Origin of the sequence: Dethiosulfovibrio russensis, assembly GCF_021568855.1 — a bacterium.
Classification (GTDB): domain Bacteria; phylum Synergistota; class Synergistia; order Synergistales; family Dethiosulfovibrionaceae; genus Dethiosulfovibrio; species Dethiosulfovibrio russensis.
Genome location: NZ_JAKGUG010000013.1, coordinates 34,356 through 58,259 on the forward strand (window position 1 = coordinate 34,356; position 23,904 = coordinate 58,259).

Here is a 23,904-nt window from a genome sequence, read left to right on the forward strand (position 1 = left end):
TTCGGAGGTGAAATGTAGTATGCAGAGAAAGGTCAAGATAATATGCACATTGGGTCCCTCCAGCTCCGACAGAGAGGTATTGGCGGAGATGATAAAGGGAGGCATGACTGTGGCTCGCCTGAACTTCAGCCATGGAACTCACGAGGGGCATCTCGATACTTTGAGGTTGGTCCGCGGTCTATCCGATGTGTACGGAGGCCCGGTGCCGATCATGCTTGACACCAAGGGACCGGAGATAAGGACCGGGCTTCTGAAAGACGGAACCACCGATCTCGTTCAGGGCTCCGCCTTTTCCCTGAGGCTTAAAGACGATTCTCCCGGGGACTCCTCCGGCGTGTGGGTTACCTATCATCTCTTGGGAGACGAGGTTTCGGTGGGACAGGATGTCTTCATAGACGACGGTACTATTCATCTCAGGATAGAGTCCATCTCGAAAGAGTCTGTCGACTGTTCCGTGGTGGTCGGAGGTTCTTTGGGCAACAGAAAGGGCGTCAACGTGCCCGGAGCGAACTTCTCCTTCTCCGCCATGTCCGAAAAGGACAGGGAGGACATACTATGGGGCGTGGAAAACGACGTGGATTTCGTGGCTGTCTCTTTCGTTAGGGACAGACAGGACGTCCTGGCTGTTAGAAAGGTAATAGAGGATGCCGGTGGAAACATAAAGATAGTCGCCAAGATCGAGACCCGCCAGGCGGTGGCTAACATAGACGAGATAGCCGAGGTCGTCGACGGGATGATGATAGCCAGAGGAGATCTGGGAGTCGAGATCCCGACCGAGGAGGTTCCGCTGGTCCAGAAAAGATTGATAGATATATGCAGAGGTCAGGGGAAACCGGTTATAGTGGCCACCCAGATGCTGGACTCTATGATCAGAAATCCAAGGCCTACCAGAGCGGAGGCCAGCGACGTGGCTAATGCGGTTCTCGACGGAGCCGACGTATTGATGCTCTCGGGAGAGACCGCGGCGGGGAAATATCCTGCGAGGTCCGTGGAGACAATGTCCAGGATAATCTCCAAGGCGGAGGAACAGCTCGAAAGATGGCAGCGTCCTTTCGAGGTTCCCGCCGTGCCCAACAGCGTTCCGGACGCGGTCAGTATGGCCGCGGTGGAGATAGCTAAAAAAACCGGGGCCAAGGCTATTCTTTCCCTTACCAGAAGCGGAGTTACCGCCAGGATGGTAAGCAAATATCGTCCGGATTGTCCTATTATCGCCACCACTCCATCGGTAAAGACGCAAAAAGAGCTCTCGCTCAGTTGGGGAGTCGTCCCCCTTTTCAAGAGCACCGACGGTTCCGAGGACGAGGCGATAGAGGGAGCGGTCGCCGCCGCCATGGGGCGAGGATTTCTATCCGAAGGGGATATGGTAGTGATAACCGCCGGTATGCCCTTGGACGTGCCGGGGACTACGAATATGGTGAGGGTCCATACCATAGGGCGAATCGTCCTCAAAGGCCTTTCTGTGATTCCCAAGGTCCTGGCCGGTCGGGTGTTTAAAGCTTCTTCCGCCGAGGAAGCCCAGTCCATGCAGGACGGGGATATACTGGTGACTCCCTTTACCGATGGATCTTACATGTCGGCTTTAAAGCGAGCTGGCGCTTTGATCACGGAGGAGGGAGGGCTTACGTCCCCCTCGGCTATAATGGCCCTTGAACTTGGATTGCCCTGTATCGTCAACGCTTCTCGATGCATGGATTCCCTTAAGACCGGAAACATCGTGACGGTAGACAGCGGGAAAGGACTGGTCTACGAGGGGACTGTAAACGTTGGAGCCTAGCTTACGTTTTTCCCCTTTTTCTCCGTGGGAGACGCTCGTCGGTAACTTTGAACCGGTCCGATGGGGAGCGGTTGCCATTCCTATCTTATCGACCAAAGCTGGGCCTAGAGTTGTGTCGATATTAAGGCCGGGATCGATGAGGTCTCACGGAGGACAGATAGCCTTTCCCGGAGGAGCCAGGGAAGATAATGATCTTACCCCATGGGAAACGGCCTGTAGAGAGACTTATGAGGAGATCGGTCTGGATGGGCGATTTCTTAAATTTCTTGGAGTCGCCCCAATAGAAGACGTGTTGGTCAGTGGTTTCAAGGTTGTCCCTATAGTCGTAGAGGTTGAGAAAACGATGGAAGAATCCGACCTCGTCCTCAACGAGGACGAGGTCGATAGGGTGATTCTCCTGAATCCGAATTCTATCTCCGGCACCCCGGAGATAAAGAGAGGTCTCTATATGGGAGTCGAATACTCTTACCCCATATACCCCCTGTGCGAGAAAATATCCCTCTGGGGGGCTTCAGCCAGGATGTTCCGGAATGTGGATCGCCTGGGGTTCTTTCGGCGTTTGCGGTCTTTTGAACGGTCGTTTTTCCAAGCCTCTTGAATCTAGCGGCCAGGTCGAGAAGGGGATGCATCATGACGGAAATCTTTAAGCTTATAAGATGGCAGGATGTAGTCGATATATTGGTCATATATTATGTCGTCTATCGCCTTCTTTCGTTGCTTTACGGGACTAGAGCTATGCAGCTGGTCAAAGGGCTCTTGGTTATCGGTATTCTCGCGACATCCGCTAGGCTTCTCAACCTGGAGACTATATCGTGGTTTATGGGGCAGATACTGAACATAACGGTCATAGCCGTCCCCATAGTCTTTCAGCCCGAACTTCGAAAGGTTCTGGAGGAGCTCGGCAGGGGAAACATATGGAAGAGACATAAGGCCCAAAAAAGAGCTGAGACGATCGCCGGAGAAATATCGAAAGCCCTTATTTACATGAAGGGGCAGAGGATAGGAGCTCTGCTGGTACTGCAGAGAGGAACGGGGCTGAAGGATTTTTGGCGTACAGCCATAGAGTTGAACGCGGACATAACCCAGGAACTCTTGATATCCATCTTTTGGGTCAACAACCCTCTTCATGATGGAGCGGTTATTCTGGATCAGTCCAAGATTATAGCGGCTGGATGTTATCTGCCCTTGACGGAGGATAGCGATCTTTCCAGGTGGATAGGGACAAGGCATCGGGCCGGTCTTGGGGTCACCGAGGTGTCGGACGCCATTTCCTTGATAGTCTCGGAGGAGAGAGGAGAGGTCTCTCTAGCCATTAACGGGCATCTTTCCAGAAACCTCAAGGACGATCAGGTGCATAAGCTTCTGGTCCATTATTTCTCCGGAGAGGATACGGAACAGCAATCCTTCCTCGATACTCTCAGAGATGAGATAAAATCTCTAGGATCGTGAGGGTAGAACGATGCCTTTTTTTAAAAACGTGGATAACTTTTTCGGATCCAGATTCTTCCTTCGAATAGTGTCTCTCTTCGTCGCTTTGGTGCTGTGGTTCTACGTAAACGGGGATATCGGCGGCAACATGGAGAAGGAGATGTCCTGCGATGTCCAATTCCTTAACCTCTCCTCGGAGCTGACCTTGACCTCCGAGCTTCGCAAGGTAGATATAGGAGTGGAGGGGAAGAGAGATGTGATCGCCGATTTAACCCCAAGAGATTTATTATGTGAGGTAGATATAAGGGGGCTTGCCCCGGGTAAGTATAGGTTGCCGATCAAGGTGATACTGCCAGCAGGGGTGAAGCTGGGCTTTATTCGGCCTCCTAACATGGAGGTCTCTCTGCTCAGGTATGCGGAAAAGGTGCTGCCCATACACGTTTCAGTGGTAGGTGGTCTCCCTGCCGGGTTGTTGATGGACGCTGTGGATCTCTCCCCTACGGAGGTTACCGTAAGAGGACCGGAGGAGGATTTGGCTTCAATTAAAGAAGTACAGGTCCAGCCCACTGTAGATGAACTTCAAAAAGGGGAAAAGTTGACCCTATCGGTTAAACTGATACAATCGGAAGGCGCTGACGACTCCTTGACAGTCTACCCTTCCGAGGTGGATCTTACGGCGATACTTCGTAAGGGACTTCCGAGAAAGACCCTTCCGGTAGATATTTCCGTGAGCGGCTCTCCGGCAGAGGGTGTCGAGGTTAAAACCCTTGTAGTTACTCCGTCGATGATCGAGATAGAGGGGCCGGAAAAGGCTATCAAGAAAATAGACAAGGTGGAGACTGAGACGATAGACCTTACCGGATTCGATAAAGACAGATCGATGATCGTTCCCTTGCGGCCGGTCGAGGACGAAGAGGTCCGTTTTATAGGAGAGACTTCCGTGTCCGTAAAGGTAATGCTTAAGCCGAAAACGGAAAATAGACTGTTCTCCGGTGTTCCCGTGGTCACCAAGGGAAGAAGCGTGTATCCCGGCTGGGAGGTATCTCCCCAGACCGTGGACGTCAGATTGGAGGGGCCTTCGAAGGTGATGAAATCCTTGGAGGATTCTGAGATCCCCTTCTCCGTGTATGTGGACGTCACCAATATAGTATCGAGACAGCTTCGGGTTCCAGTAACGATCGCGTTGAGAGAAAAAGAACTTAAAATCGTATCGGTGGCTCCTGAAAGAGTGACCGTTAAGGCTAAGATAGACTGATGTCATTAGCACAGACGAGGGAGGAGCGCTTATGAGCGACGTGGCTACTAAGAGGAGGCGATGTCTCTTCGGCACCGATGGGGTTAGAGATGTGGCCAATAGGGGCTCTATGACCCCTGAGATGGCTCTTCGCCTGGGCAGGGCCTACGTTCTCTTTTTGACCGAAAGGGGATTCCCCAGGCCCAGGATAGTCGTGGGTAGGGATACCCGCCGTTCCGGACCGATGTTGGAGGCCGCTCTTGCGGCCGGCATGACGTCCGCCGGGGCGGATGTGATATGTGTGGGGGTTACTCCCACTCCTTCCGTCGGTTTTGGAGTGAGGCTTTTTTCGGCCCAGGGAGGTGCCGTGATAAGCGCTTCTCATAACCCAGCGGAGTATAACGGGATAAAGTTCCTGGATGGAGTCGGGTGTAAGCTCTCCGACGAGGATGAACTTTCGATAGAGGACTATCTTGGAGACAATCTGATAGATGAGTGGCGTCCATCAGGCGCTTCGGTCGGCTCTATAGAGAGCAGAGAGTGCGACTTCAACAGACAGTACGAGGATCACGTTCTGGACCTCGTGGGCTATGTCGGTCTCGATAGGGCTTCGATACTTTTCGACTGTGCCAATGGAGCTCTATCTCCGATCGTGTCGGATATGATCGGCAGGATGGGGATGGTCAACTCTTCCGCCGTAGGCAATCTTCCGGATGGACTGAACATCAACGAAAAATGCGGTGTCATGGCTATGGAGGGTCTCTGCAAGGAAGTCGTGGTAAGAGGCATGTCCTTGGGGATCGCCTATGACGGCGATGCGGACAGGGTCCTTCTCTCAGACGGAAAGGGGCGAGTCCTGGACGGAGATATAATGCTCTGGATCATAGGCCGATGGCTTCATTCCCGGGGGGAGTTGGGGACCGGTGTAGTGGCCACCGTTATGAGCAATCTGGCCTTGGATCACCATTTAAAGGACGATGGCATTGATGTGCATCGTTGTCCTGTAGGAGATCGTTATGTCTTTCAGACAATGACTGAAAAGGACGCCAGGCTCGGTGGAGAACAATCGGGGCACGTGATAGTTTTTCCCTACACTAAAACGGGCGATGGACTATGTACGGGGTTTCTGTTTTTGAGAGCCTGCAAGGAGCTGAAGGAGGATATCGACACCTTAGTGGATCGTTTCGGTCGATTCCCCCAAAAGCTTACCAACATAGTCGTCAAGGATAAGAGTCGTGTTATGAACGATGGCAATATAGCTTCGGCGGTGGAATCCGCTTCGAGAGATCTAGGCGATACCGGCAGAGTTTTCCTCAGACCGTCCGGCACGGAGCCCTTAGTTAGACTCCTCGTCGAATGTAAGGACCCGAATCTGATGGAGGAGATATCCTCCGATCTACAGAAGCGCATATTGGAGATGATAGTATGACCCACTTTGAGTGCATCTTTCCGGTGGCGGGACTGGGTACGAGATTTCTGCCTGCTACGAAAGAAATTCCCAAGGAGATGATCCCTCTTTTAGACCGCCCAGTAATCCACTATGGAGTAGATGAGGCCCGTAACTCGGGGTGCTCTAGGATGATAATGGTCACAGGACGCTCAAAGGGCTGTCTGGAGGATTATTTCGATCGTTCCTGGGAATTGGAGAGAATTCTTGAAGCCAGGGGGAAGGAACGTCTTCTGGGCGTCGTCAGGGAGACCTCCTCTATGGGGGATATCCTCTCGGTAAGACAGAACGCCCCGCTTGGGCTCGGTCACGCCGTACTTTGCGGAGAGCCACTGTGTAACGGTGAGTTCTTTTCCGTGATACTTCCAGATGACGTGATGGAGGGGGAGCCCCCTGTGCTTCGTCAGTTGATAGACGTTCACGATACTCTGGGAGGATCCGTACTGGCCCTGGAAGAGGTGTCGGATGCCGAAGTTTCCAGATATGGCATGGTGGCAGTAGAGCCCTCGGGAACGGAGGGTGTATTCCGAATTACCGACATGGTCGAGAAACCCTCTGCTGCCGATGCCCCTAGCAGGTTGGCGGTGATGGGGAGATACGTTCTTTCCAGAAGGATTTTCGACCTACTTAAGTCTCAGCCCAAGGGAGCTGGCGGAGAGTATCAATTGACCGATGGCATAAGAACCTTGATAGACGAGGAGCCGGTCTGGGGCGTGGTGTATAAGGGAGAACGATACGACTGCGGTACCCTGGAGGGATGGTTGGATGCTAATGTCAGGATGGCCTGTAGGCGAAAGGATCTAGCCGGAGTGGTCGAACGGGCGATGTCTTCAGCCGGTAAATAGAACGACGTCTGCACGGAAAGGGGGTGATATCCGAAGCCACGACTGCGCCCGATAAAAGCGCCTGAACTAGGGAGGCCTAGTTGACGAGGACGGAGGTTATCGATCTATCGGCGGATGCCTCCGGGGGGTCGGGAAAACTCCCTGAATCGGGAACACAAAACCGCTGGGCGACCGGCGGGACAAAAGCTCCCGTTTTTCCCGATCGTGGAAGGACGTGTGTTCTTTATATGTGCGGAATAGTAGGGTATATCGGTCACAGGGATGTGTCCAAGGTAGTCCTGGAGGGTTTGAGCCGTCTCGAGTACAGGGGATACGATTCTGCCGGAATGGCCGTCGTGGGAGAGAAAGGCGTCCAGATAGTCAGAGAGGTCGGCAAGGTCGCCGATCTGGCCAGGCATATAGGAGAATTTCCTCTGGAGGGTACAATAGGTCTGGGTCACACGAGGTGGGCCACCCATGGGGGAGTATCGGTGGAAAACGCCCATCCACATAGAGATCAGAATGGATCGGTTGTATTGGTCCACAACGGAATAGCCGAGAACTATCTGGAGATAAGGGATGAGTTGGCGAAAGAAGGGGTTTCTTTTTATTCCGACACGGATACGGAGGTCATAGCCCAGCTTTTGGCCAAGATCTACGACGGAGACCCCAAAAAAGCCCTGGTCGAGCTGTATCGAAGGATAGAGGGAGCTTTTGCTTTGGCTGTTATATTTGCCGACGACATGGAACATCTCTACTGCGTCAGAAAGGGTTCTCCCCTTATAGTCGCTTTCGGCGATGGAGAGAATATCTGCGCTTCCGACGTACCGGCGGTTCTCCCCTATACGAGAAATATAGCGTACCTGGGAGAGGGCGAGATGGCCTGTCTTTCCAGAGACGACGTGTCTTTTTGGGATTTTGAAGGTAACCCCGTAGAGAAGGACGCTGTGGAGATAGATTGGGATATTTCCATGGTGGACAAAGGGGGATACCCCCACTTCATGCTCAAGGAGATAAACGAACAGGGTGCCGTGTTGAGACGGTCCATGTTGGACAGGATCTTCCATGGTGAGGTCGACCTATCCAGAGAGCTTTCCTGGACCTCCGAATCGGCAAAGAGGATAAAGAGGCTTCATCTGGTCGCCTGCGGAACCTCATATTATGCCGCTTTGGTGGCGGAGAGGCTTCTAGAGAGATTTTCCGATTTGGACATAAGGGTGGATATAGCGTCGGAATATCGCTATAGAGATATTCCTGTAGGAGACGATACCCTGGCGGTGTTCGTCACCCAGTCTGGAGAGACCTTGGATACACTGGCGGCGGAGCGGTTCGCCAAGGAAAAGGGTGCCCGATGTATGGCAATAACCAACAATGGGCTCTCTACCGTAGCCAGAGAGGTGGACGATGTGTTGTCGCTCAAGGCAGGTCCCGAGATAGGAGTCGCTGCTACCAAGACCTTCATGGGACAGATGACGGTGCTCTATCTCATGGGCCTCTATCTTCTGAAGCTCAGAGAAGAACTTTCTCTCGGTGACGAGATGAGGCTGGTGAGGGAGATGGAGGTTCTTCCATACAAAGTGGAGTCCTTGATCGGTAGGGCCGACGAGATAAAGGCCATAGCGTCGCGATACTGTGAGGCCAGGGACTTTTTGTTCCTTGGGAGGGGATTTTCTTTCCCTATAGCCATGGAGGGAGCCCTTAAATTGAAGGAGATCTCCTATATTCATGCCGAGGCCTACGCGGCTGGAGAGATGAAACACGGCCCCATCGCTCTTCTGGACAGATCCGTTCCGGTGGTGGTGGTCATGCCCGACGATAACCTTTTCGATAAGACTCTCTCCAACGTTCAGGAGACGAAAGCCAGGAATTCTCCGGTTATAGCGATTGCGACCGAGGGAAGGAAGTCTATCTTGGGACAGGTCGAGGACGTTATGTGGGTTCCTAAAACTGAGGTAGAGTTAAATCCTTTTTTAGCTGTTATACCTCTCCAGATGTTCGCTTACTACGTGGCCCTGGCCAAAGGCAAGGAGATAGATCAGCCTAGAAATCTCGCTAAAAGCGTCACAGTCGAATAAAAACACGAGGGATCGAGCCTTGTCTCGATCCCTCACATTTTTACGGCTTACCCTTCATCACGGAGGGGGGGAGTTTTTAGAGGTGCCTTCGTGTCAGTCCTTTAACGGCTCTCTGTCGTCGGGGAAATATATTCTTAGATGGGTCAATGATTTGAGGGAGTTGTCTTTCCGTCCTATCGACTCCGGCAAGAAGCGCCACGGTCCTCCGTCGATGCGGCAGAGGGCCAGCGATCGTCTCCCGTATTTCGCCCAAAGAGAGAGGAAGTTTACGTTGTCTTGGTCCTCAACTTGAATCGGTCCCGGTACGAGGTACCCGTCGAACAGGGGAGGGTTCCCGGCCAGAGGAACCCCGTCCAGAGGAGCCAGTATCATCCATTGGGTCATGTGCCACATGGACGCCATCTCCGGAGAGTCTCCGTGTTTTAAGGGTACTATCTGAAACCCCCCGATCTCTCCATAGGGAGATGTCGATATGTCTATAACTCCCGTATGGTTTGCCCTTAGTCTACTGACCGATTGATAGAGGGTTCCTCCGAACCTGCCGGTTCCTCCGACAGGTCTCACGACTTTCGCTATTGTCCTATAGCCTCGTTCCGACAAGGTCGAGACCTTTCCTCCCGGGTGGTTTTCTATCTCCACGAAGAGAGGGGGGGCAAAGGTTTCCACCCTCAATTTCACGGTTTCTCCCTCTCGGGGCAGGTCGTCGGCCGTTAGAGGGCGCTCCGTTCCCTCAGGGCTTCTGATGGTTACTGGAGTACCGACAGGTGGTGCCCAGGCTCCGAAGATCCCCATTCCTCCCTTACCTTCCAGAACTATGGCTGTCCCAGGAGTTGCCGCAGGGGCTACCGTCTCGGAAGGAATCAAGCTTATGGTTCTGCCCTTTCCTTTCTCAACGGATAAAAGCATGTGTATCGCGTTTACCGCGGACGCACATACCCTACCCGGCTTTCCCCAAGCACTTGCAGTATAGGCCGGATATCTCGAGGAACTAGGGATCTTCATGACCTTGCCTATAGGTATTTTTCTGTCTTCGAAGTTTACGAAAGCCTGAGATCCCACCGACATCGGGATTTCCACGTCCCACCTCAGGTCCGCCTCAGCCTTGGAGACAGATGCCTGTAGGGTAGAGAAAAACAGGGTTAAGAACAAAAGATATCTATACATGGACAAACGCCTCCTGATATGGATTAAATCGGTATGTTGGGGAAAAACCATATGGACCATATATTTCCGGCGAAATGGTATATAGCCGATGGTGCTACGGATCGATGTCTATCTCGAAGGATCCCCATCACCAAACCGGGGAAAAAGGTGGCAAACCTCAGCCAATGAAGCTTGAGAAAAAGGTGAGCCATGGCAAAGAGAAGGGCCGTCGCCACTATCGAGATGTTGCGGTTGGTCCTTTTGGACAACAGAGTCTGTATCCAGCCCCTGAAGAAGACCTCCTCCACCACTGCGGCCACGGCTCCAGCCGCCAGGAGGGTTAGTACTGTGTTCGACGGGAGGGATCTGGGAAGGTCATTGCCGGGCCATCTCATAGCTAGAGGGGTCAATGGGGCCAATGTAAGGGTTATCGCAAGAAGGGTCTCCTTAAGGCCTTTCCTGTCCAGAGTCCAAGATAGGCCGTATCCCTCCGTTGGCTCCTTTCGGATGAAACACCACGCGTAGGGACCGTAGAGCATGATCCCGGCGAGAATGAACGGTATCACCGATTTCTCCTTACCCACAAAAAGATAAGTGCGAACAGGACAGACGGAATTGCCGGTATTGCAGCAGCCCAGGGTGCTACGACGGAGTATAGGACGATGGAGACGGACAACAGGAATAAAATTGAGGACGTCCAGAAAAATCTCGTGCTCCAGGGAGTATTCCCTTTCGCCGCCCATATTCCGGAAATAGAGCTCGTCAACAACGTCGCCACCATAAAAATTATAGAATATTCTCGTATCATATAACCATCTCTTTCGAAGGGTCTTATTCATCTTGACAGCCCAAGAGGCCATGGTAGTATAGTACCGCTCTTTTGTTGAGTTATCTGATGTCGTATAGTTTGAACCGACAGGCAGGTTCGTCTTTTCGTCAGTATATCAGAAGGGGGGCCTTGGGGTTCCCCCTGTTTTTGTGTTTTTCTCTTCTCGAAGGTGATGATGACTTATGAGTGCAGACGAGGGATCCTTGGCGATAGTGGTTCTCGCCGCCGGTAAGGGGACGAGGATGAAAAGCGACCTTCCCAAGGTGATGCAGCCGGTTCTCGAAGAACCTATGCTGTATCATGTGATGAGGGCGTTGGCTCCTCTGGGGCCCGTTGCCGTCATAGTCGGTCATGGCGGAGATGTCGTCGAGTCTTACCTGGATTCGAACTGGCCTGATGCCAACGTTCTGTGGCAGAGAGATCAGCTTGGTACCGGACATGCTGTGATGATGGCCAAGGAGTGGCTTTCAGGGTTCGACAGGGTCCTTATAGTCAACGGCGATATGCCGCTTTTGACGACCGATACAGCAAGACATATATCCGATTCTCACGTAGGAGGATGTTCCTTCGCTACTTTCTCTGCCGAAGATCCTTCTGGATACGGAAGGGTCTTAAAGGATCCCAGGGTTCGCATAGTGGAGGAAAAGGACTGTTCCGAGGAAGAGAGAGCCGTGACAGAGGTCAATGCCGGCGTCTATCTGGTGGATGTTCCTCCACTTTTAAAGGGATTGGACGAATTGGGCAGAGACAATTCTCAAGGGGAATATTACCTGGTTGATATATTGGATTCTTTTCACCGAATGGGACTTCCTGTTTCTGCGATACACGTGGATAGCAGCGACGATGTTATGGGGGTCAACAATCCTGTGGAATTGGCCGAGGTCGGCCGTATCCTTCGAGACAGATATCTGAACGGCTGGATGATCGGGGAGGGCGTCAAATGTATAGATCCTTCCTCTGTATGGATAGGCCCTGATGTGGTTTTCAAGGGTGAGGCAACCATATATCCGAACGTCCAGATTTGGGGAAAGACCGAGATAGGCCGAAACGTAACTGTGGAGAGCTTCTCTGTCTTGAGAGACGTCATAGTGGGAGATGGATCCAGGATCAACGGTTACGGTCGAATAGAGGATTCCTCCTTGGGTCGACAGGTTAAAGCGGGGCCCTTCTGTTATATTAGACAGAAAGCAGACGTTTCCGACGAGGCTTTCGTGGGAAAGTTCGTGGAGGTCAAAAAGAGCTTGATAGGCAAGGGCAGTAAGGTCCCCCATCTATCCTACATGGGAGATGCTACCCTCGGAGAGAGGGTTAATATAGGAGCAGGAACGATTACCTGCAATTACGACGGCGAAAACAAGCACAAGACCTCCATAGGAGACGACGTTTTCGTCGGAAGCGATACCATGTTGGTGGCTCCCGTCAAGATCGGGGATAATGCCATGACCGGTGCAGGGTCGGTGATAACGAAGGACGTGCCTGACGGAGCCTTGGCCATAGGGAGAGCTCGTCAGAGAAACATCGAGGACAGACGGGGTTTGATGAAGAAAAAATCTGGGGGTGGGGATCGTGTCGAACAGTAGTCGCAAGCTCATGATCTTTTCCGGAACGGCCCATAGGGCTTTCGCGGATAAGATTTGCTCCGAGCTCGACGTCCCTCTGTGCAGGGCCAGTCACTTTAGGTTTTCCGACGGGGAGATAGGCCTTTCCATCGAGGAAAGCGTCCGAGGCGCCGATGTGTTCGTTGTGCAGCCGACGTGTTATCCTGTAAACGAAAACCTTATGGAGCTTCTGATAATGGTGGACGCGTTGAAGAGGGCATCTGCCTATAGGATAAACTTGGTCATTCCCTATTTCGGATATGCCAGACAGGACAGAAAAACCAAGGCAAGAGACCCCATCTCGGGGAAACTCGTGGCGAACTTGTTGGAGACCGCCGGTGCTCACAGGGTCATCTCTGCGGATCTTCACGCCGGTCAGATCCAGGGTTTTTTCGATATCCCGGTGGACCATCTGATGGGCGTGCCTCTTTTGGCCTCGTACTTCAAAAAACAGCTTGCCGGGGATCTGGAGGACAGAAAGGTCACGGTAGTAGCCCCAGACGTAGGCGGGGTCGTGAGGGCCAGAAAGTTCGCAGTTCTGTTGAATTCGGATCTGGCCATAGTCGATAAAAGACGTTCCCACGAGGTGGCCAACTACTGTGAGGTTATGGCCGTCATAGGCGATGTCTCCGGTAAGGTCGCTATCTTGGTGGATGATATAATCGATACTGCGGGAACCATCGTCAACGCCGCCAAGGCATTGAAGGAACGGGGAGCATCTAAGGTGTATTGTTGCGCCACTCACGGAATCCTCTCCGGTCCTGCGGTGGAGCGTCTGGCCTCGGACGAGGTGGATGGGGTGATCTTGACCGACAGTATCAAGTTGCCGGATGAGAGAAAACTGGATAAAATTACTCAGTTGTCCATAGCGCCTTTGTTTGCCGAAGCTATACGTAGGGTACATGTGGACAGTTCGGTGAGCAGTCTTTTCGACTGATAATCGATTTTTTTACTATTTGTTGCTTTAAGCAACGTCTGAGGAGGATTTTTATGGATCTTGTTAGACTTAACCTCGAAAAGAGAGATGCCGTAGGAAAAGAGGCCTGCGGTCGTCTTCGCCGTTCGGGATATATTCCCGCGGTTCTCTACGGTCCCGACTACAGGGAAGCCGTGTCGGTACAGGTCAAAGCGGAGGATTTTCTGCCCAATATAAGAGGCACCCATTGGAACACGCTCAAGTTCGACGCCGTGCTGCCTGACGGCTCTTCGGAGATGTGCATCATAAGGGACATGAACAGAAATTACGTCAGCGACGACGTGCTTCACGTCGATTTTTATCAGCTGGTCAAAGGTCACAAGGTGTCCGTGAAGGTTCCCATCGAGATCGTAGGCAAAGAGACCTGCGCCGGGGTTAAAGCCGGAGGCCTTCTGGAACACCGCGTTCTCGATATCGAGATAAACGTTCTTCCCAGGGAGATACCGGAGAACGTCGTCTTGAACGTAGAATCCATGAACGTCGGTGACTCGATTACCTTGGCCGATCTCGACCTTCCTGAGAGCGCCGAGATGGATAAAGATCCTTCCGAGATCGTCGTCGAGGTCGTCCACGGCAAGGCCGCCTCTTCCGAAGAAGTTTCCGAGGAGGAAGAGTCCGCCGAGGAGATGTCCTAGCGGCGGCATATAAGTTTGAAACTGTTTGTAGGACTGGGGAACCCAGGGCTGAAATACGGCCAGACCAGGCATAATGTCGGCTGGATGGTCGTGGACAGGTTGGTGGACGAGCTTGTTTTGGGAGCTCCGCAGGAAAAGTTCAAGTCTTACGTATGGGGGCCTGTCCTTATGGACGGAGAGAGGGTCTTCCTTATGAAGCCCTTGACCTACATGAACGCCAGCGGAGAGGCCATAAGGGATTTTCTCCGATATCATCCTGTGGATCTGGAGGATATCCTGGTCATTTACGATGACGTGGCCTTGGATGTCGGACGAATCCGTATCAGAGCGAGAGGGTCTGCCGGTGGACATAACGGCATGAAATCAATCATAGCCTGTCTGGGTTTCAGCGAAATCCCCAGGCTTAGAATAGGGGTAGGTCCCAAACCGGATAGAATACCCTTGGTCGACTTTGTCTTGGGACGATTTCCCGAGGATCGGATTCCCGATCTCCTAAGTTCCCTGGACAGAGCTTGTTCCGCCTGTAGAGAGCTGTGCTCCAATTCGTTGGAACACGTCATGAATAGATTTAATTAATGCGTTGGATGGTGGCGGAATTTTTTATTCCGCCACTTTTTTTAAATGCCTTTAGGATGTCTCTAAAAATGCAGACCCTTCGTGAGGTTGTCGCGACTGAGCTTGTTCTAGGGCATCTCCAAAAACGCTGATCCTCGTAGAGATCGTTCCGACGGAGCGCAGGCGAGGCGACCTCTACGAGGAGATCCGGAAGTTAGTTTTTAGAGGTCCCCTTTATCGGGAGGAGGATAGATTTGTTGGATCTTTTTGGCGGCTCGAGATCTTTTTTTTTCCCATTCAAAGGCTCTGTCAGAGCTTGGGTATGTCGAGAACGGTCGAGTCACCTTACCGTGCTGCTTCCCGATGAGAATCAGGCAGAGGATTTCTATTCCGACGCGAAAATCCTGCTCTCCCGCGAGAAGATATTCAGGTTGCCCGATATCCCCTTGGAAAAGGGGATCGTCGACGATCCGGCCTCTATGGTCGCAAGAGGTCACGTTCTTCGAAACTGGTCCGAGGGAGGGGGCATACTGATCTCCACTCCAGGCGGAATGATTTCTCCCTTTATGGACTCCGAAGGACTTCTCTCCCTAAGAATAGGGGAGTGTGCGGGCAGAGACCGTCTGATCTCATGGCTGGATTCATCCGGTTATTCCAGAAGCGATCTGGTATGGAAGCCAGGCGAGTATGCTGTAAGAGGAGGTATCGTCGATTTCTTCGATCCTTCCTCCCGGATGCCTCTGAGGGTCGTTTTTTTCGACGACGATATAGAGGAGATGCGCCTGTTCTCTCCGGAAAATCAGATGGGTAAATGCAAGGTGGAGGCTTTCTCGGTCTGGGAGTTGGGGGATCGTATTATCCCATCCGCTGCCTCGTCGGTATCTGAAAAAGGGGATGTCTTCCTTTTCGACCCCCTCCGCTCACAGGTTAACGCCGATAGTTTCAGGTCCATATGGAACGATCTCTCCGCCAAATGGGCTATCCCGGAGGAACGATGGGATCGCTTTTTAATCGATACTCCGCTTCTCTACCGTTTCGAATCCGGTCTCGGCGTTCGTCAGAGGAGATTGTCCTTAAGGGAGGTCCCCCGATTTAGAGGACGCATCTCCGAGATGGCGGTTCAGATCTCTCGTTGGAGAGATCTGGGGTATTCCGTAGCTATCCGAAGTTCGTCCCCTCTTCCGAGCGATTTCGAAGGAATGGACTGGCAGCCCGAGCCTCTTTCCTCCGGTTTTATAGACGACGAGGAGAAGATGGTCTTTTTGTCCGACGTAGAGATGTACGGAATCAGGCCGGACAGGAGGACGGAAAGACAGGGAACGCCCAAAGATTGGTCTATACTTTTCGAGACCGGGGATTGGTTGGTTCACGAGGATCACGGTCTTTGTCGTTATGGCGGACTTGAGTCGGTGGAGGGATTCTGGGGAAGGCAGGAATTCCTAGTTTTGGAGTTCCAGGACAAGAAGAGATTGCTTTTGCCCACCGGGCAGATCTCGAGGATCTCTCCCTACAATGGATCGGTGGACGAATCGACGGTTCCGGATCGTCTTGGGTCGTCCCGCTGGAGCACTTCTTTGAAAAAAGCGGAGAAGCAAATAGAGAAGGAGGCCAAGGAGCTCCTGGAGCTCTACGCCAAGAGAAAGATCGCAAAGGGACATGCGTTCTCGTCCGACGGAGAGGCGATGGAGGAGTTTGAGAGGTCGTTCCCCCATGAGGAGACGATAGACCAGTTAAAGGCAATATCGGACGTGAAAAAAGATATGGAGGCGCCGAGACCTATGGACCGTCTCGTCGTAGGAGATGTCGGATATGGAAAGACCGAGGTGGCTCTCAGAGCTGTCTTTAAGGCCGCCATGGACGGATTCCAGGTGTTGGTGTTGGTCCCTACGACCGTCTTAGCTCAACAACATTACATGACGTTCCGCAGCAGAATGGGACCTTTCCCTCTTAAGGTAGAGCTGCTTTCTCGTTTTGTTTCGCAGAGGAAACAAAACGAAATATTGACGGGCTTGGCGGATGGCTCGGTGGACGTGGTAATAGGAACCCATAGGCTTTTACAGAACGATCTCAAGATACGGCGCCTAGGGCTTATAGTCGTCGACGAAGAACATCGTTTTGGAGTCGCCCATAAAGAGAGGTTCCGTAAAATGAGATCCGGAGTGGACATCCTGACCCTTTCGGCAACGCCGATCCCGAGAACTTTTTCCATGGCGATGAAGGGAATGAGAGACGTATCGATAATCGAGACACCTCCGGGTAACAGACCGGCCATAATAACGGTGACAGGCGCCTGGGACGACGGACTTGTCCGAAAGGCCCTCGGTAGAGAGATGGCGAGAGGCGGTCAGGTCTATATGCTTCACAATAGGGTCGGGACCATAGAGGAAAGAGCCGGCTGGGTGAAGAGCCGTTTTCCCGATGTCCGAGTTGCCTTCGCTCACGGTCGAATGAGAGAAAATGAGCTGGAGGAAACTATGATGGCCTTTTACGACGGGGAGATAGATATCTTGGTCTGCACCACCATAGTCGAGAGCGGGCTGGACGTCGGAAGAGCCAATACATTGGTGGTGGACGACTCGAGACTGCTCGGACTCGCCCAGATGCACCAGCTGAGGGGGCGGGTCGGTCGCAGAGATGACACCGCTTATGCCTTTTTTCTCTATCCCTCCGACTGCGTTTTACCTCATTCCACCGCCGAAAGACTCGACGCCATCGGCAGGCTTTCCTTCCAAGGGGCCGGTTACGAACTGGCCAAGGAAGATCTTCACATCCGTGGCGGGGGCGACTTGCTGGGAATGTCTCAGCACGGCCACAGGGAGAGGGTCGGACTTCAGCTATATTACAGAAAGCTGCGAGAAGAAGTAGCTCGCCTGAGAGGGGAGACCGTGAGGGAGACGGAGATGGAGATAAGGATTCCACTCTCTATTCCTGAAAGCTACATCTCCGTGTCTGCCCTTAGACTGGCCATATATCGTAGAATAGACGAGATAGAAGACGTAGAGGGTCGTGAAAATCTGAGAAACGAGCTTCTAGACAGATTCGGGCCGATTCCATCCGAGGTAGATCGACTTTTGGATCTTGCGTTGCTCAGGACTATATGTCGAAAGCGGGGTATAATTCGTTGTATGCTCTCCGAGGAACGATGTGAGATAACCCCGGGAGAGAATATGGACGTAAGGTTACCGGCTCTATGGATCGAAAAGAAAGACGAAATGATCGGTCCCGGAGGTCGATTGGGGATTATATCTTTGCTGGATATCTTGACCGATCGAAAGTCGACTGAAGGAGTGATCTCATGAAAGACGATAGCGGGGCGCTTTTTTCCCAGTTGAGGGATATCATGAACCGACTGAGAGCCCCCGGGGGCTGTCCTTGGGACAGAAAACAGACCTATGGCTCTCTTCGTCCTCACATCATAGAAGAGGCCTACGAGCTGGTCGATGCCGTCGACAACGGCGATACAGCGGGGATATGCGAGGAATCAGGTGATCTTTTGCTTCAGGTCGTTTTCATGGGAGTGATAGCGGAGGAGTCCGGGGATTTCTCCCTGGCGGACATAGTGAGGTCGATATCGGATAAACTGATCCGTAGGCACCCCCACGTCTTCGGCGATGTCGACGTTTCCGATAGCGACGAGGTCTTGAGAAACTGGGAACAGATAAAGCTCAATGAAAAGGGCGGTCAGAATAACGGAGCCACGGTCCTGTCGGGGGTCCCCAAAGGACTACCTCCGCTTGTAAAGGCTTTCAGGATACAGCAAAAGGCGGCCAGCGTAGGTTTCGACTGGGACCAATCGTCTCAGTCGCCGGTTTTCGATAAGATAGACGAGGAGATCGAAGAGGTCAAGACGGCCATGGAATCGGAGGACAGGCTTTCCGTGGAGGAGGAGATAGGGGACGTTCTTTTCTCCATAGTGAACCTGGCTCGTCGGTTAGGGGTGGACCCTCATCTCGCGTTGGAGAGATCGAACAAAAAATTTATCGATCGTTTCGGGAGGATAGAACAGGACCTTCGGGATCGAAATAGGTCATGGACCGATACCGACCTGGACGAACTCGATTCTCTCTGGGATCGGGCTAAGATGGTCTCTCGGCAGGATGGTGCATGCGATAATCCCATGTGATATAGTGTCCACAGTTACTGGATATGGAGGTAAGGCTATGAGTCAGTCGAAAAACTCTTTCAGGAAAATAGGGATAACCGAGACCGCTTTGAGGGATGCTCACCAGTCCCTCATGGCGACTAGACTCCGGATCGAGGATATGCTGCCGGTCCTGGAGAAGATGGACCAGGTTGGATATCACTCCCTGGAGGTGTGGGGAGGGGCCACCTTCGACTCCTGCATGAGATTCCTCAACGAGGACCCTTGGGAACGTCTTAGAGTCCTCAGAAAACATATCAAGAACACGAAGCTTCAGATGCTCCTTCGTGGACAGAATCTGGTCGGATACAGACATTATGGAGACGATGTCGTAAGGGAATTCGTCAAAAGGGCGGTAGGTAACGGAATCGACATAATGAGGGTCTTCGATGCCTTGAACGATCTTAGAAACCTTGAGGTTGCGTCCGACCAGGTCAAGAGAGAGGGTGCCCACCTCCAGATGTGTATTTCCTATACCATATCTCCGGTGCACACGAACGAACTGTTCATCGATATCGCCGGCAAGATGAGGGATATGGGAGCCGATTCGATATGTATCAAGGATATGGCCGGTCTCCTCAGTCCGGTCGATGCGGATCGTCTGGTAAGAGGGATAAAGAAAGAGACTGAGCTCCCCGTGCAGGTGCACAGTCACTACACCAGTGGATTGGCGTCAATGGCCTATTACGCTGCCATAGAGGCCGGTGCGGACGTGGTTGACTGTGCCATATCGCCCTTTTCAATGAGAACCAGTCAGCCCGCTTCAGAGTCCATGGTAGCAGCCTTATCCGGAGGTCCCTTCGACACGGGACTCTCCTTGGAGAATATGATTCCTATAGCCGATCATTTCAAGAAACTTCGGTCCAAATACGACGACCTTTTCGTGAAGCTCGACGGAGCCGATACTAACGTATTGATATATCAGATACCAGGAGGAATGTACTCCAACTTGGTGAACCAGCTTAGGGAGCAATCGGCGGAGCACCGTTTAGACGATGTTCTCAAAGAGGTGCCGGTGGTCAGGAAGGCTATGGGATATCCTCCGCTGGTGACCCCCACCAGTCAGATAGTCGGTACCCAGGCGACATTGAACGTCCTCGTCGGGGAGAGATGGAAGATCATTCCTAAGGAAGTGAAGAACTACTTTATGGGTTACTACGGGAAGCCTCCCGCAGAGGTCGACCCCGAGGTCCAGGCGAAGGCCCTCGGAGGGGAGGAACCTATAACCTGCAGGCCGGGAGAGAAGATCGATCCCGAGCTCGACAGGGCCAGGGCCGATATAGCTGCCTGGATAACCCAGCCGGAAGATGTCCTCAGTTATGTCCTTTTTCCGGCAGTGGCTAAAGACTTCCTCATGAGACAGTATTCTAAACTGAACTTAAGGGATATCGGTCTCGACGAGGTCGTCGAAGAGATCGCTTATCCGGTTTAATTGGGAGGCTCGAATGAATTTAATAGATAGGATAAACGAAGTAGTTGACAAAAGCATTCGTCCCGCTCTTCAAAGTCACGGCGGGGATGTCGAGGTCGTGTCCTTCGACGAAGAATCGGGAGTGATCTCCGCCCGTCTTCAGGGAGCCTGCGGTACCTGTCCCTTCGCTCAGGAGACCCTCAGGATGCAGGTAGAAGCGGTCTTGAAAAGGGAGATTCCGGAGGTCTCCTCGGTTGTCAGAGCCTAGCCCCGGTAGGTTATCCTCTTGACCAGTAAAATTACAGTAGAGGAGACTCCTGGCGGTTATTCCTCCGTCTTCGAGTCCGGGGCAATCGGCTCGGGGTCGAAGTTTTCCGGCAAGGACGACGAGAATATCCATCTGATCGAGGAGAGGTATCCGGTACGGATAGTTCTTCGGGGAGAGAACATAACCGTTCAGGGTCCCGATAGAGACGCGGTCGAGATGGTCTCCGATCTTATAGATCAGATGCTTAGCATAGCCTCCAAGGGGCACGCCATAAGGGCGGCGGAGATAAGGTACGGAATGGACATGATCGCCAAGAGAGGGTCAGTCGATCTAGAGGCCCTGTACGACGATCTGCTCTGTATGACTGCCAGAGGAAAGCCGGTTCGACCGAAGACCTTAGGACAGAGAGCCTATATAAAAGCGATCAGGGAGAACGATGTCGTCTTTGGCATAGGCCCAGCCGGTACGGGAAAAACGTATCTGGCGGTCTGCGAGGCCGTCAATATGTTGAAGTCCGGCGCTACCAGCAGGATCGTGCTGGTCCGTCCGGCGGTAGAGGCAGGGGAGAGTTTGGGCTTTCTTCCAGGGGATCTGAAAGAAAAGGTGGAGCCCTATCTAAGGCCTCTTTACGACGCTTTTTTCGACCTCCTGAGTCCGGAACGGTTTATGAGATATATCGACAAGAACGTCATAGAGGTAGCCCCTTTAGCCTATATGAGAGGGCGTACTTTGAATGACAGTTTTATAATATTGGATGAGGCTCAAAATACCTCTCCGGAGCAGATGAAGATGTTTTTGACGAGACTCGGTTTCGGATCCAAGGCGGTCGTAACTGGGGACTTGACCCAGGTTGATCTCCCCTCAGGTAAGAGGTCCGGACTTTTCGTCGTTCAGGACATACTCGAAGGTGTCAAAGGGATCGATTTTATCCGCCTGGAAAACGTCGACGTCGTACGCCATGAGATCGTTCAGAGGGTTGTGGCTGCCTATGAAAGACATGAAGAAAGACAAAGAGAAAAACAAGAGACAGGAACCGGTTCGACAGCAGCCAAAAGCTGAGGACCGGTCTCATGAGAGGCTGAAAGCGACTTATCTGTCGCTTTCAGCCCTCCTTGTCGTTGGCTGTCTGCTCTTAGTTTTTAGGTGGGTATCCATAGATATCGATAGATCTTTTGTGAAGGGACTCCCCGCGACCAGAAATTACTTCGCGTTATTCAACATGCGTTATAAAGACGAGAAGGAGACCGAACAGCTCAGGGATTTCGCAAAAAACAGCATAGTAGACGTGTTGGTGAGAAAAACCGGTCATATAAAGGAAGCCCAGGAGAGGCTCTCTCTGATAGGGGAAGGTCGTCTGGAGGAGGCCGGAGTTCCCCAGGCTTTCATCGAGCTTATTCGGGCCCTCCCGGTCGAAAGGCGAGATCTCCTGCTTAGAGTCACCTCTAAAGCCGGTTTGGAGGTCTCCGAATCGGATATCTACAGGGATTCTATGCAGGGTGTTTCTGAAGACTATCTATGGCGTGTTCTGGAGAACAGCGGCTTGGATCCCGGAGAGGCCAATATATCCGTACAGGTTCTATCTGGAATCCTTGTACCGGCTGTCTCGGGAGAATCGGGTATCACGGACAGGTTGAGAGATATAGTTGCGGATGCGGTAGATACGGTGCCGAAAGAGATCCAGGCGGGAGAGGTAATAGTTTCCAAAGGGGATACGATCACCCCTCAAATTGCCGAATTACTGAGGAGACAGGGATATCCTGAAGCGGCCTTTCCGATAAAGACCCTTCTTATAATTTCCTTGTCGGTCATATCGGTTTTTATCTGGGCCAAAAAGAACGTCCTTACTCTATGGGACGAGAGAAAAGCAGGTTTTTTGGCTTTTCTCTTTGCTTTATGCCTCGTCATGGGAGTTCTATCCGCCTTTTACGGGATGACGGGGCTCGGTATAGTTCCCATGGCAGGGATAGCCTACGTAACGATGCCCCATCGAAGAGCCAGAGCCACTGTTTTGGCTGGGACCTTTCTGTTAGCGTCTCTTTTTTTCGACGTCACTCCGATATCGTCAGGAGAGATTTTGCTTATAGGGGCGGTCGTCGCTGGGATAGGCGAGATCCTATTCAGGAGAATCGATTCCAGATCGAGTCTTTGGCTCTGCATGGTGCAGCTGGGCCTGGTCTCAGGAGCGGCCCTCTTGTTATCGAGATGGATCTTCAACAGCCCCTTCGACTATATATTTCCCCTACAGGTTCTTTTTCTGTCGGTTCTTTGGGGAACCTTGACGATGATAATCCTTCCTCTGACGGAAGGTCTGTTCGACGTTCTGTCGCCTCTGCGCCTAATGGAACTCTGTCAGCCCGATCATCCCCTCCAGAAAAGGCTTCAGATAGAGGCACCGGGAACCTACCATCATTCTCAAATGGTTGCTATACTTGCCGAGGCGTCGTCCGATGCATTGAGACTTAACTCCAGACTGGTAAAATCCGGAGCTTTCTTTCACGATATAGGCAAGCTGAAACGGCCGCAATTTTTTGTGGAAAACCAGTTTGGATCTAAAAACGCTCACGATGACATCTCTCCCGTTATGTCTGCTCTCGTGATAGTATCCCATGTGAGAGAAGGGCTGGACTTGGCTCTGGAGAACAAGTTGCCCGAGGGAATAAGACACTTTATAGCGGAGCATCACGGCACGACTTGTCTGGGGTATTTCTACAAAAAGGCTAAGAAAATGGGACTCGATCCTTCCGAGAGTCAGTTCAGATATCCCGGACCCAGGCCGAAGACGAAGGAGACCGGATTGGTCATGTTGGCCGATTCGATAGAGGCAGCGGTTAGAGCGGAGAGGGAAAATATAAAAAGTTTCATGGACCTGAAGGAAATAGTAGATGGGGTAACCGAGTCCAAGCTGAGAGATGGTCAGCTTGACGATACTGGATTTACCCTGCTGGATTTGGCTAAAATAAAGGAAGTAATGCTTAAGACGTTAAAATCGATGTACCATACCAGAAACATAGTACCGTTGCAGGAAAACAAAACACCGGAAAACGGAAAGGATGGACAGATGTGATGAAACTGGAGATTGGCATCTCAAACGACGAGGGTGACCCTCGACCGTCTGCGATACTTGACGAGGAGGTTCTCTCTCTCTGTATATCCCAGCTTTTCGACGAGGTATGGCCGCAGTGGCGTATGAGGGATTCAGTGTCCGTATCGATAGCTACCGTCGATGAGGAGACCATAAGGCAGCTGAACAATTCCTACAGGGGCTGCGATAGTCCTACCGACGTGCTTTCCTTTCCCCAATGGGAGGAGGACGGCGCCTTCTCTCCACCGGAGGAATGGGCCGAGCTACCGTTGGGAGATGTGGTCATATGTAGTTCCGTCGTAAACCGTAACGCCGAGGAACGTAATGAATCCTACGACAGAGAGATGGCCTTGATGGTTTTTCACAGTGTTCTTCATCTCTTAGGGTGGGACCACGATACGCAGGAAAAGGAAGCTGCCATGTGGTCCCTACAGGAAAAATATAGAGATATAGCGATGAAAAAATTGGGGCAGGAGGGTTGATC

20 protein-coding genes are annotated in these 23,904 nt (G+C 52.2%); 18 read left to right on the plus strand and 2 right to left on the minus strand.

Features of this window, described 5'->3' with window-relative positions; translation table 11 throughout:
- The first annotated feature begins 19 nt into the window (after positions 1 to 19).
- The 7 genes from pyk (at position 20) to glmS (ending at position 8,782) form a co-directional block, all read left to right on the plus strand.
- Entirely contained in the window at positions 20 to 1,774 is a 1,755-nt protein-coding gene (gene pyk, locus L2W48_RS11835; RefSeq protein ID WP_236100061.1) for a pyruvate kinase, read from the plus strand.
- A complete protein-coding gene (locus L2W48_RS11840; protein WP_268906579.1) occupies positions 1,764 to 2,372 on the plus strand; it encodes an NUDIX hydrolase in 609 nt (202 codons plus the stop codon). Before pyk ends, L2W48_RS11840 begins: the two co-directional genes overlap by 11 nt.
- 32 nt (positions 2,373 to 2,404) lie before the next feature.
- Positions 2,405 to 3,223, plus strand: a complete 819-nt coding sequence (cdaA, locus tag L2W48_RS11845) for a diadenylate cyclase CdaA (RefSeq protein ID WP_236100063.1) — start codon at positions 2,405 to 2,407, stop codon at positions 3,221 to 3,223.
- A gap of 10 nt (positions 3,224 to 3,233) precedes the next feature.
- On the plus strand, positions 3,234 to 4,457 hold the full coding sequence (locus tag L2W48_RS11850; protein ID WP_236100064.1) for a CdaR family protein: 1,224 nt from the start codon (positions 3,234 to 3,236) through the stop codon (positions 4,455 to 4,457).
- Between the two features lie 31 nt (positions 4,458 to 4,488).
- Positions 4,489 to 5,865, plus strand: coding sequence for a phosphohexomutase domain-containing protein (locus L2W48_RS11855; protein ID WP_236100065.1), 1,377 nt, complete (start codon positions 4,489 to 4,491; stop codon positions 5,863 to 5,865).
- Positions 5,862 to 6,728 (plus strand): UTP--glucose-1-phosphate uridylyltransferase, encoded by an 867-nt coding sequence (locus tag L2W48_RS11860; RefSeq protein ID WP_236100066.1) that lies wholly within the window; start codon positions 5,862 to 5,864, stop codon positions 6,726 to 6,728. The genes L2W48_RS11855 and L2W48_RS11860 overlap by 4 nt, the downstream gene beginning before the upstream one ends.
- Positions 6,729 to 6,955: 227 nt before the next feature.
- Entirely contained in the window at positions 6,956 to 8,782 is a 1,827-nt protein-coding gene (gene glmS / locus L2W48_RS11865) for a glutamine--fructose-6-phosphate transaminase (isomerizing) (RefSeq protein WP_236100087.1), read from the plus strand.
- Positions 8,783 to 8,875: 93 nt separating this feature from the next.
- On the opposite strand, the gene L2W48_RS11870 is transcribed toward glmS, so the two are convergent.
- Entirely contained in the window at positions 8,876 to 9,946 is a 1,071-nt protein-coding gene (locus L2W48_RS11870; RefSeq protein ID WP_236100067.1) for a hypothetical protein, read from the minus strand.
- A 23-nt stretch (positions 9,947 to 9,969) separates the two neighbouring features.
- Positions 9,970 to 10,491 carry a Synerg-CTERM system glutamic-type intramembrane protease MrtS gene (gene mrtS, locus L2W48_RS11875; protein WP_236114955.1) on the minus strand — a complete coding sequence of 174 codons (522 nt, stop codon included), beginning with the start codon at positions 10,489 to 10,491 and terminating at the stop codon, positions 9,970 to 9,972.
- 445 nt (positions 10,492 to 10,936) lie between these two features.
- Between mrtS and glmU the strand changes: the two genes are divergently transcribed.
- From glmU to ybeY, 11 genes are all read left to right on the plus strand, one after another.
- Positions 10,937 to 12,334, plus strand: a complete 1,398-nt coding sequence (gene glmU / locus L2W48_RS11880; protein ID WP_236100069.1) for a bifunctional UDP-N-acetylglucosamine diphosphorylase/glucosamine-1-phosphate N-acetyltransferase GlmU — start codon at positions 10,937 to 10,939, stop codon at positions 12,332 to 12,334.
- Positions 12,321 to 13,289, plus strand: coding sequence for a ribose-phosphate diphosphokinase (locus L2W48_RS11885; protein ID WP_236100070.1), 969 nt, complete (start codon positions 12,321 to 12,323; stop codon positions 13,287 to 13,289). The genes glmU and L2W48_RS11885 overlap by 14 nt, the downstream gene beginning before the upstream one ends.
- A 53-nt stretch (positions 13,290 to 13,342) precedes the next feature.
- Positions 13,343 to 13,963 (plus strand): 50S ribosomal protein L25, encoded by a 621-nt coding sequence (locus L2W48_RS11890; protein WP_236100071.1) that lies wholly within the window; start codon positions 13,343 to 13,345, stop codon positions 13,961 to 13,963.
- Between the two features lie 15 nt (positions 13,964 to 13,978).
- Complete coding sequence (gene pth, locus L2W48_RS11895; protein WP_236100072.1) at positions 13,979 to 14,539, plus strand: aminoacyl-tRNA hydrolase; 561 nt, start codon at positions 13,979 to 13,981, stop codon at positions 14,537 to 14,539.
- A 329-nt stretch (positions 14,540 to 14,868) separates the two neighbouring features.
- On the plus strand, positions 14,869 to 17,817 hold the full coding sequence (locus tag L2W48_RS11900; RefSeq protein ID WP_236100073.1) for a DEAD/DEAH box helicase: 2,949 nt from the start codon (positions 14,869 to 14,871) through the stop codon (positions 17,815 to 17,817).
- A complete protein-coding gene (mazG, locus tag L2W48_RS11905) occupies positions 17,814 to 18,641 on the plus strand; it encodes a nucleoside triphosphate pyrophosphohydrolase (protein ID WP_236100074.1) in 828 nt (275 codons plus the stop codon). The genes L2W48_RS11900 and mazG overlap by 4 nt, the downstream gene beginning before the upstream one ends.
- Positions 18,642 to 18,678: 37 nt before the next feature.
- Positions 18,679 to 20,091, plus strand: coding sequence for a pyruvate carboxylase subunit B (locus L2W48_RS11910; RefSeq protein WP_236100075.1), 1,413 nt, complete (start codon positions 18,679 to 18,681; stop codon positions 20,089 to 20,091).
- Between the two features lie 13 nt (positions 20,092 to 20,104).
- Complete coding sequence (locus tag L2W48_RS11915) at positions 20,105 to 20,338, plus strand: NifU family protein (RefSeq protein WP_236100076.1); 234 nt, start codon at positions 20,105 to 20,107, stop codon at positions 20,336 to 20,338.
- Between the two features lie 18 nt (positions 20,339 to 20,356).
- Positions 20,357 to 21,397, plus strand: coding sequence for a PhoH family protein (locus L2W48_RS11920; RefSeq protein ID WP_236100077.1), 1,041 nt, complete (start codon positions 20,357 to 20,359; stop codon positions 21,395 to 21,397).
- Positions 21,398 to 21,512: 115 nt separating this feature from the next.
- Positions 21,513 to 23,402 (plus strand): HD family phosphohydrolase, encoded by a 1,890-nt coding sequence (locus L2W48_RS11925; protein WP_236116552.1) that lies wholly within the window; start codon positions 21,513 to 21,515, stop codon positions 23,400 to 23,402.
- Positions 23,402 to 23,902: an rRNA maturation RNase YbeY gene (gene ybeY, locus L2W48_RS11930; RefSeq protein ID WP_236100079.1), complete on the plus strand. Its 501-nt coding sequence runs from the start codon at positions 23,402 to 23,404 to the stop codon at positions 23,900 to 23,902. Before L2W48_RS11925 ends, ybeY begins: the two co-directional genes overlap by 1 nt.
- Positions 23,903 to 23,904 lie beyond the last annotated feature (2 nt).

Coding starts and splice junctions, on each gene's coding strand:
- pyk (WP_236100061.1), top strand. CDS start 20: ATGCAGAGAAAGGTCAAGATAATATGCACATTGGGTCCCTCCAGCTCC.
- cdaA (WP_236100063.1), top strand. CDS start 2,405: ATGACGGAAATCTTTAAGCTTATAAGATGGCAGGATGTAGTCGATATA.
- L2W48_RS11850 (WP_236100064.1), top strand. CDS start 3,234: ATGCCTTTTTTTAAAAACGTGGATAACTTTTTCGGATCCAGATTCTTC.
- L2W48_RS11855 (WP_236100065.1), top strand. CDS start 4,489: ATGAGCGACGTGGCTACTAAGAGGAGGCGATGTCTCTTCGGCACCGAT.
- L2W48_RS11860 (WP_236100066.1), top strand. CDS start 5,862: ATGACCCACTTTGAGTGCATCTTTCCGGTGGCGGGACTGGGTACGAGA.
- glmS (WP_236100087.1), top strand. CDS start 6,956: ATGTGCGGAATAGTAGGGTATATCGGTCACAGGGATGTGTCCAAGGTA.
- L2W48_RS11870 (WP_236100067.1), bottom strand. CDS start 9,946: ATGTATAGATATCTTTTGTTCTTAACCCTGTTTTTCTCTACCCTACAG.
- glmU (WP_236100069.1), top strand. CDS start 10,937: ATGAGTGCAGACGAGGGATCCTTGGCGATAGTGGTTCTCGCCGCCGGT.
- L2W48_RS11890 (WP_236100071.1), top strand. CDS start 13,343: ATGGATCTTGTTAGACTTAACCTCGAAAAGAGAGATGCCGTAGGAAAA.
- mazG (WP_236100074.1), top strand. CDS start 17,814: ATGAAAGACGATAGCGGGGCGCTTTTTTCCCAGTTGAGGGATATCATG.
- L2W48_RS11910 (WP_236100075.1), top strand. CDS start 18,679: ATGAGTCAGTCGAAAAACTCTTTCAGGAAAATAGGGATAACCGAGACC.
- L2W48_RS11915 (WP_236100076.1), top strand. CDS start 20,105: ATGAATTTAATAGATAGGATAAACGAAGTAGTTGACAAAAGCATTCGT.
- ybeY (WP_236100079.1), top strand. CDS start 23,402: ATGAAACTGGAGATTGGCATCTCAAACGACGAGGGTGACCCTCGACCG.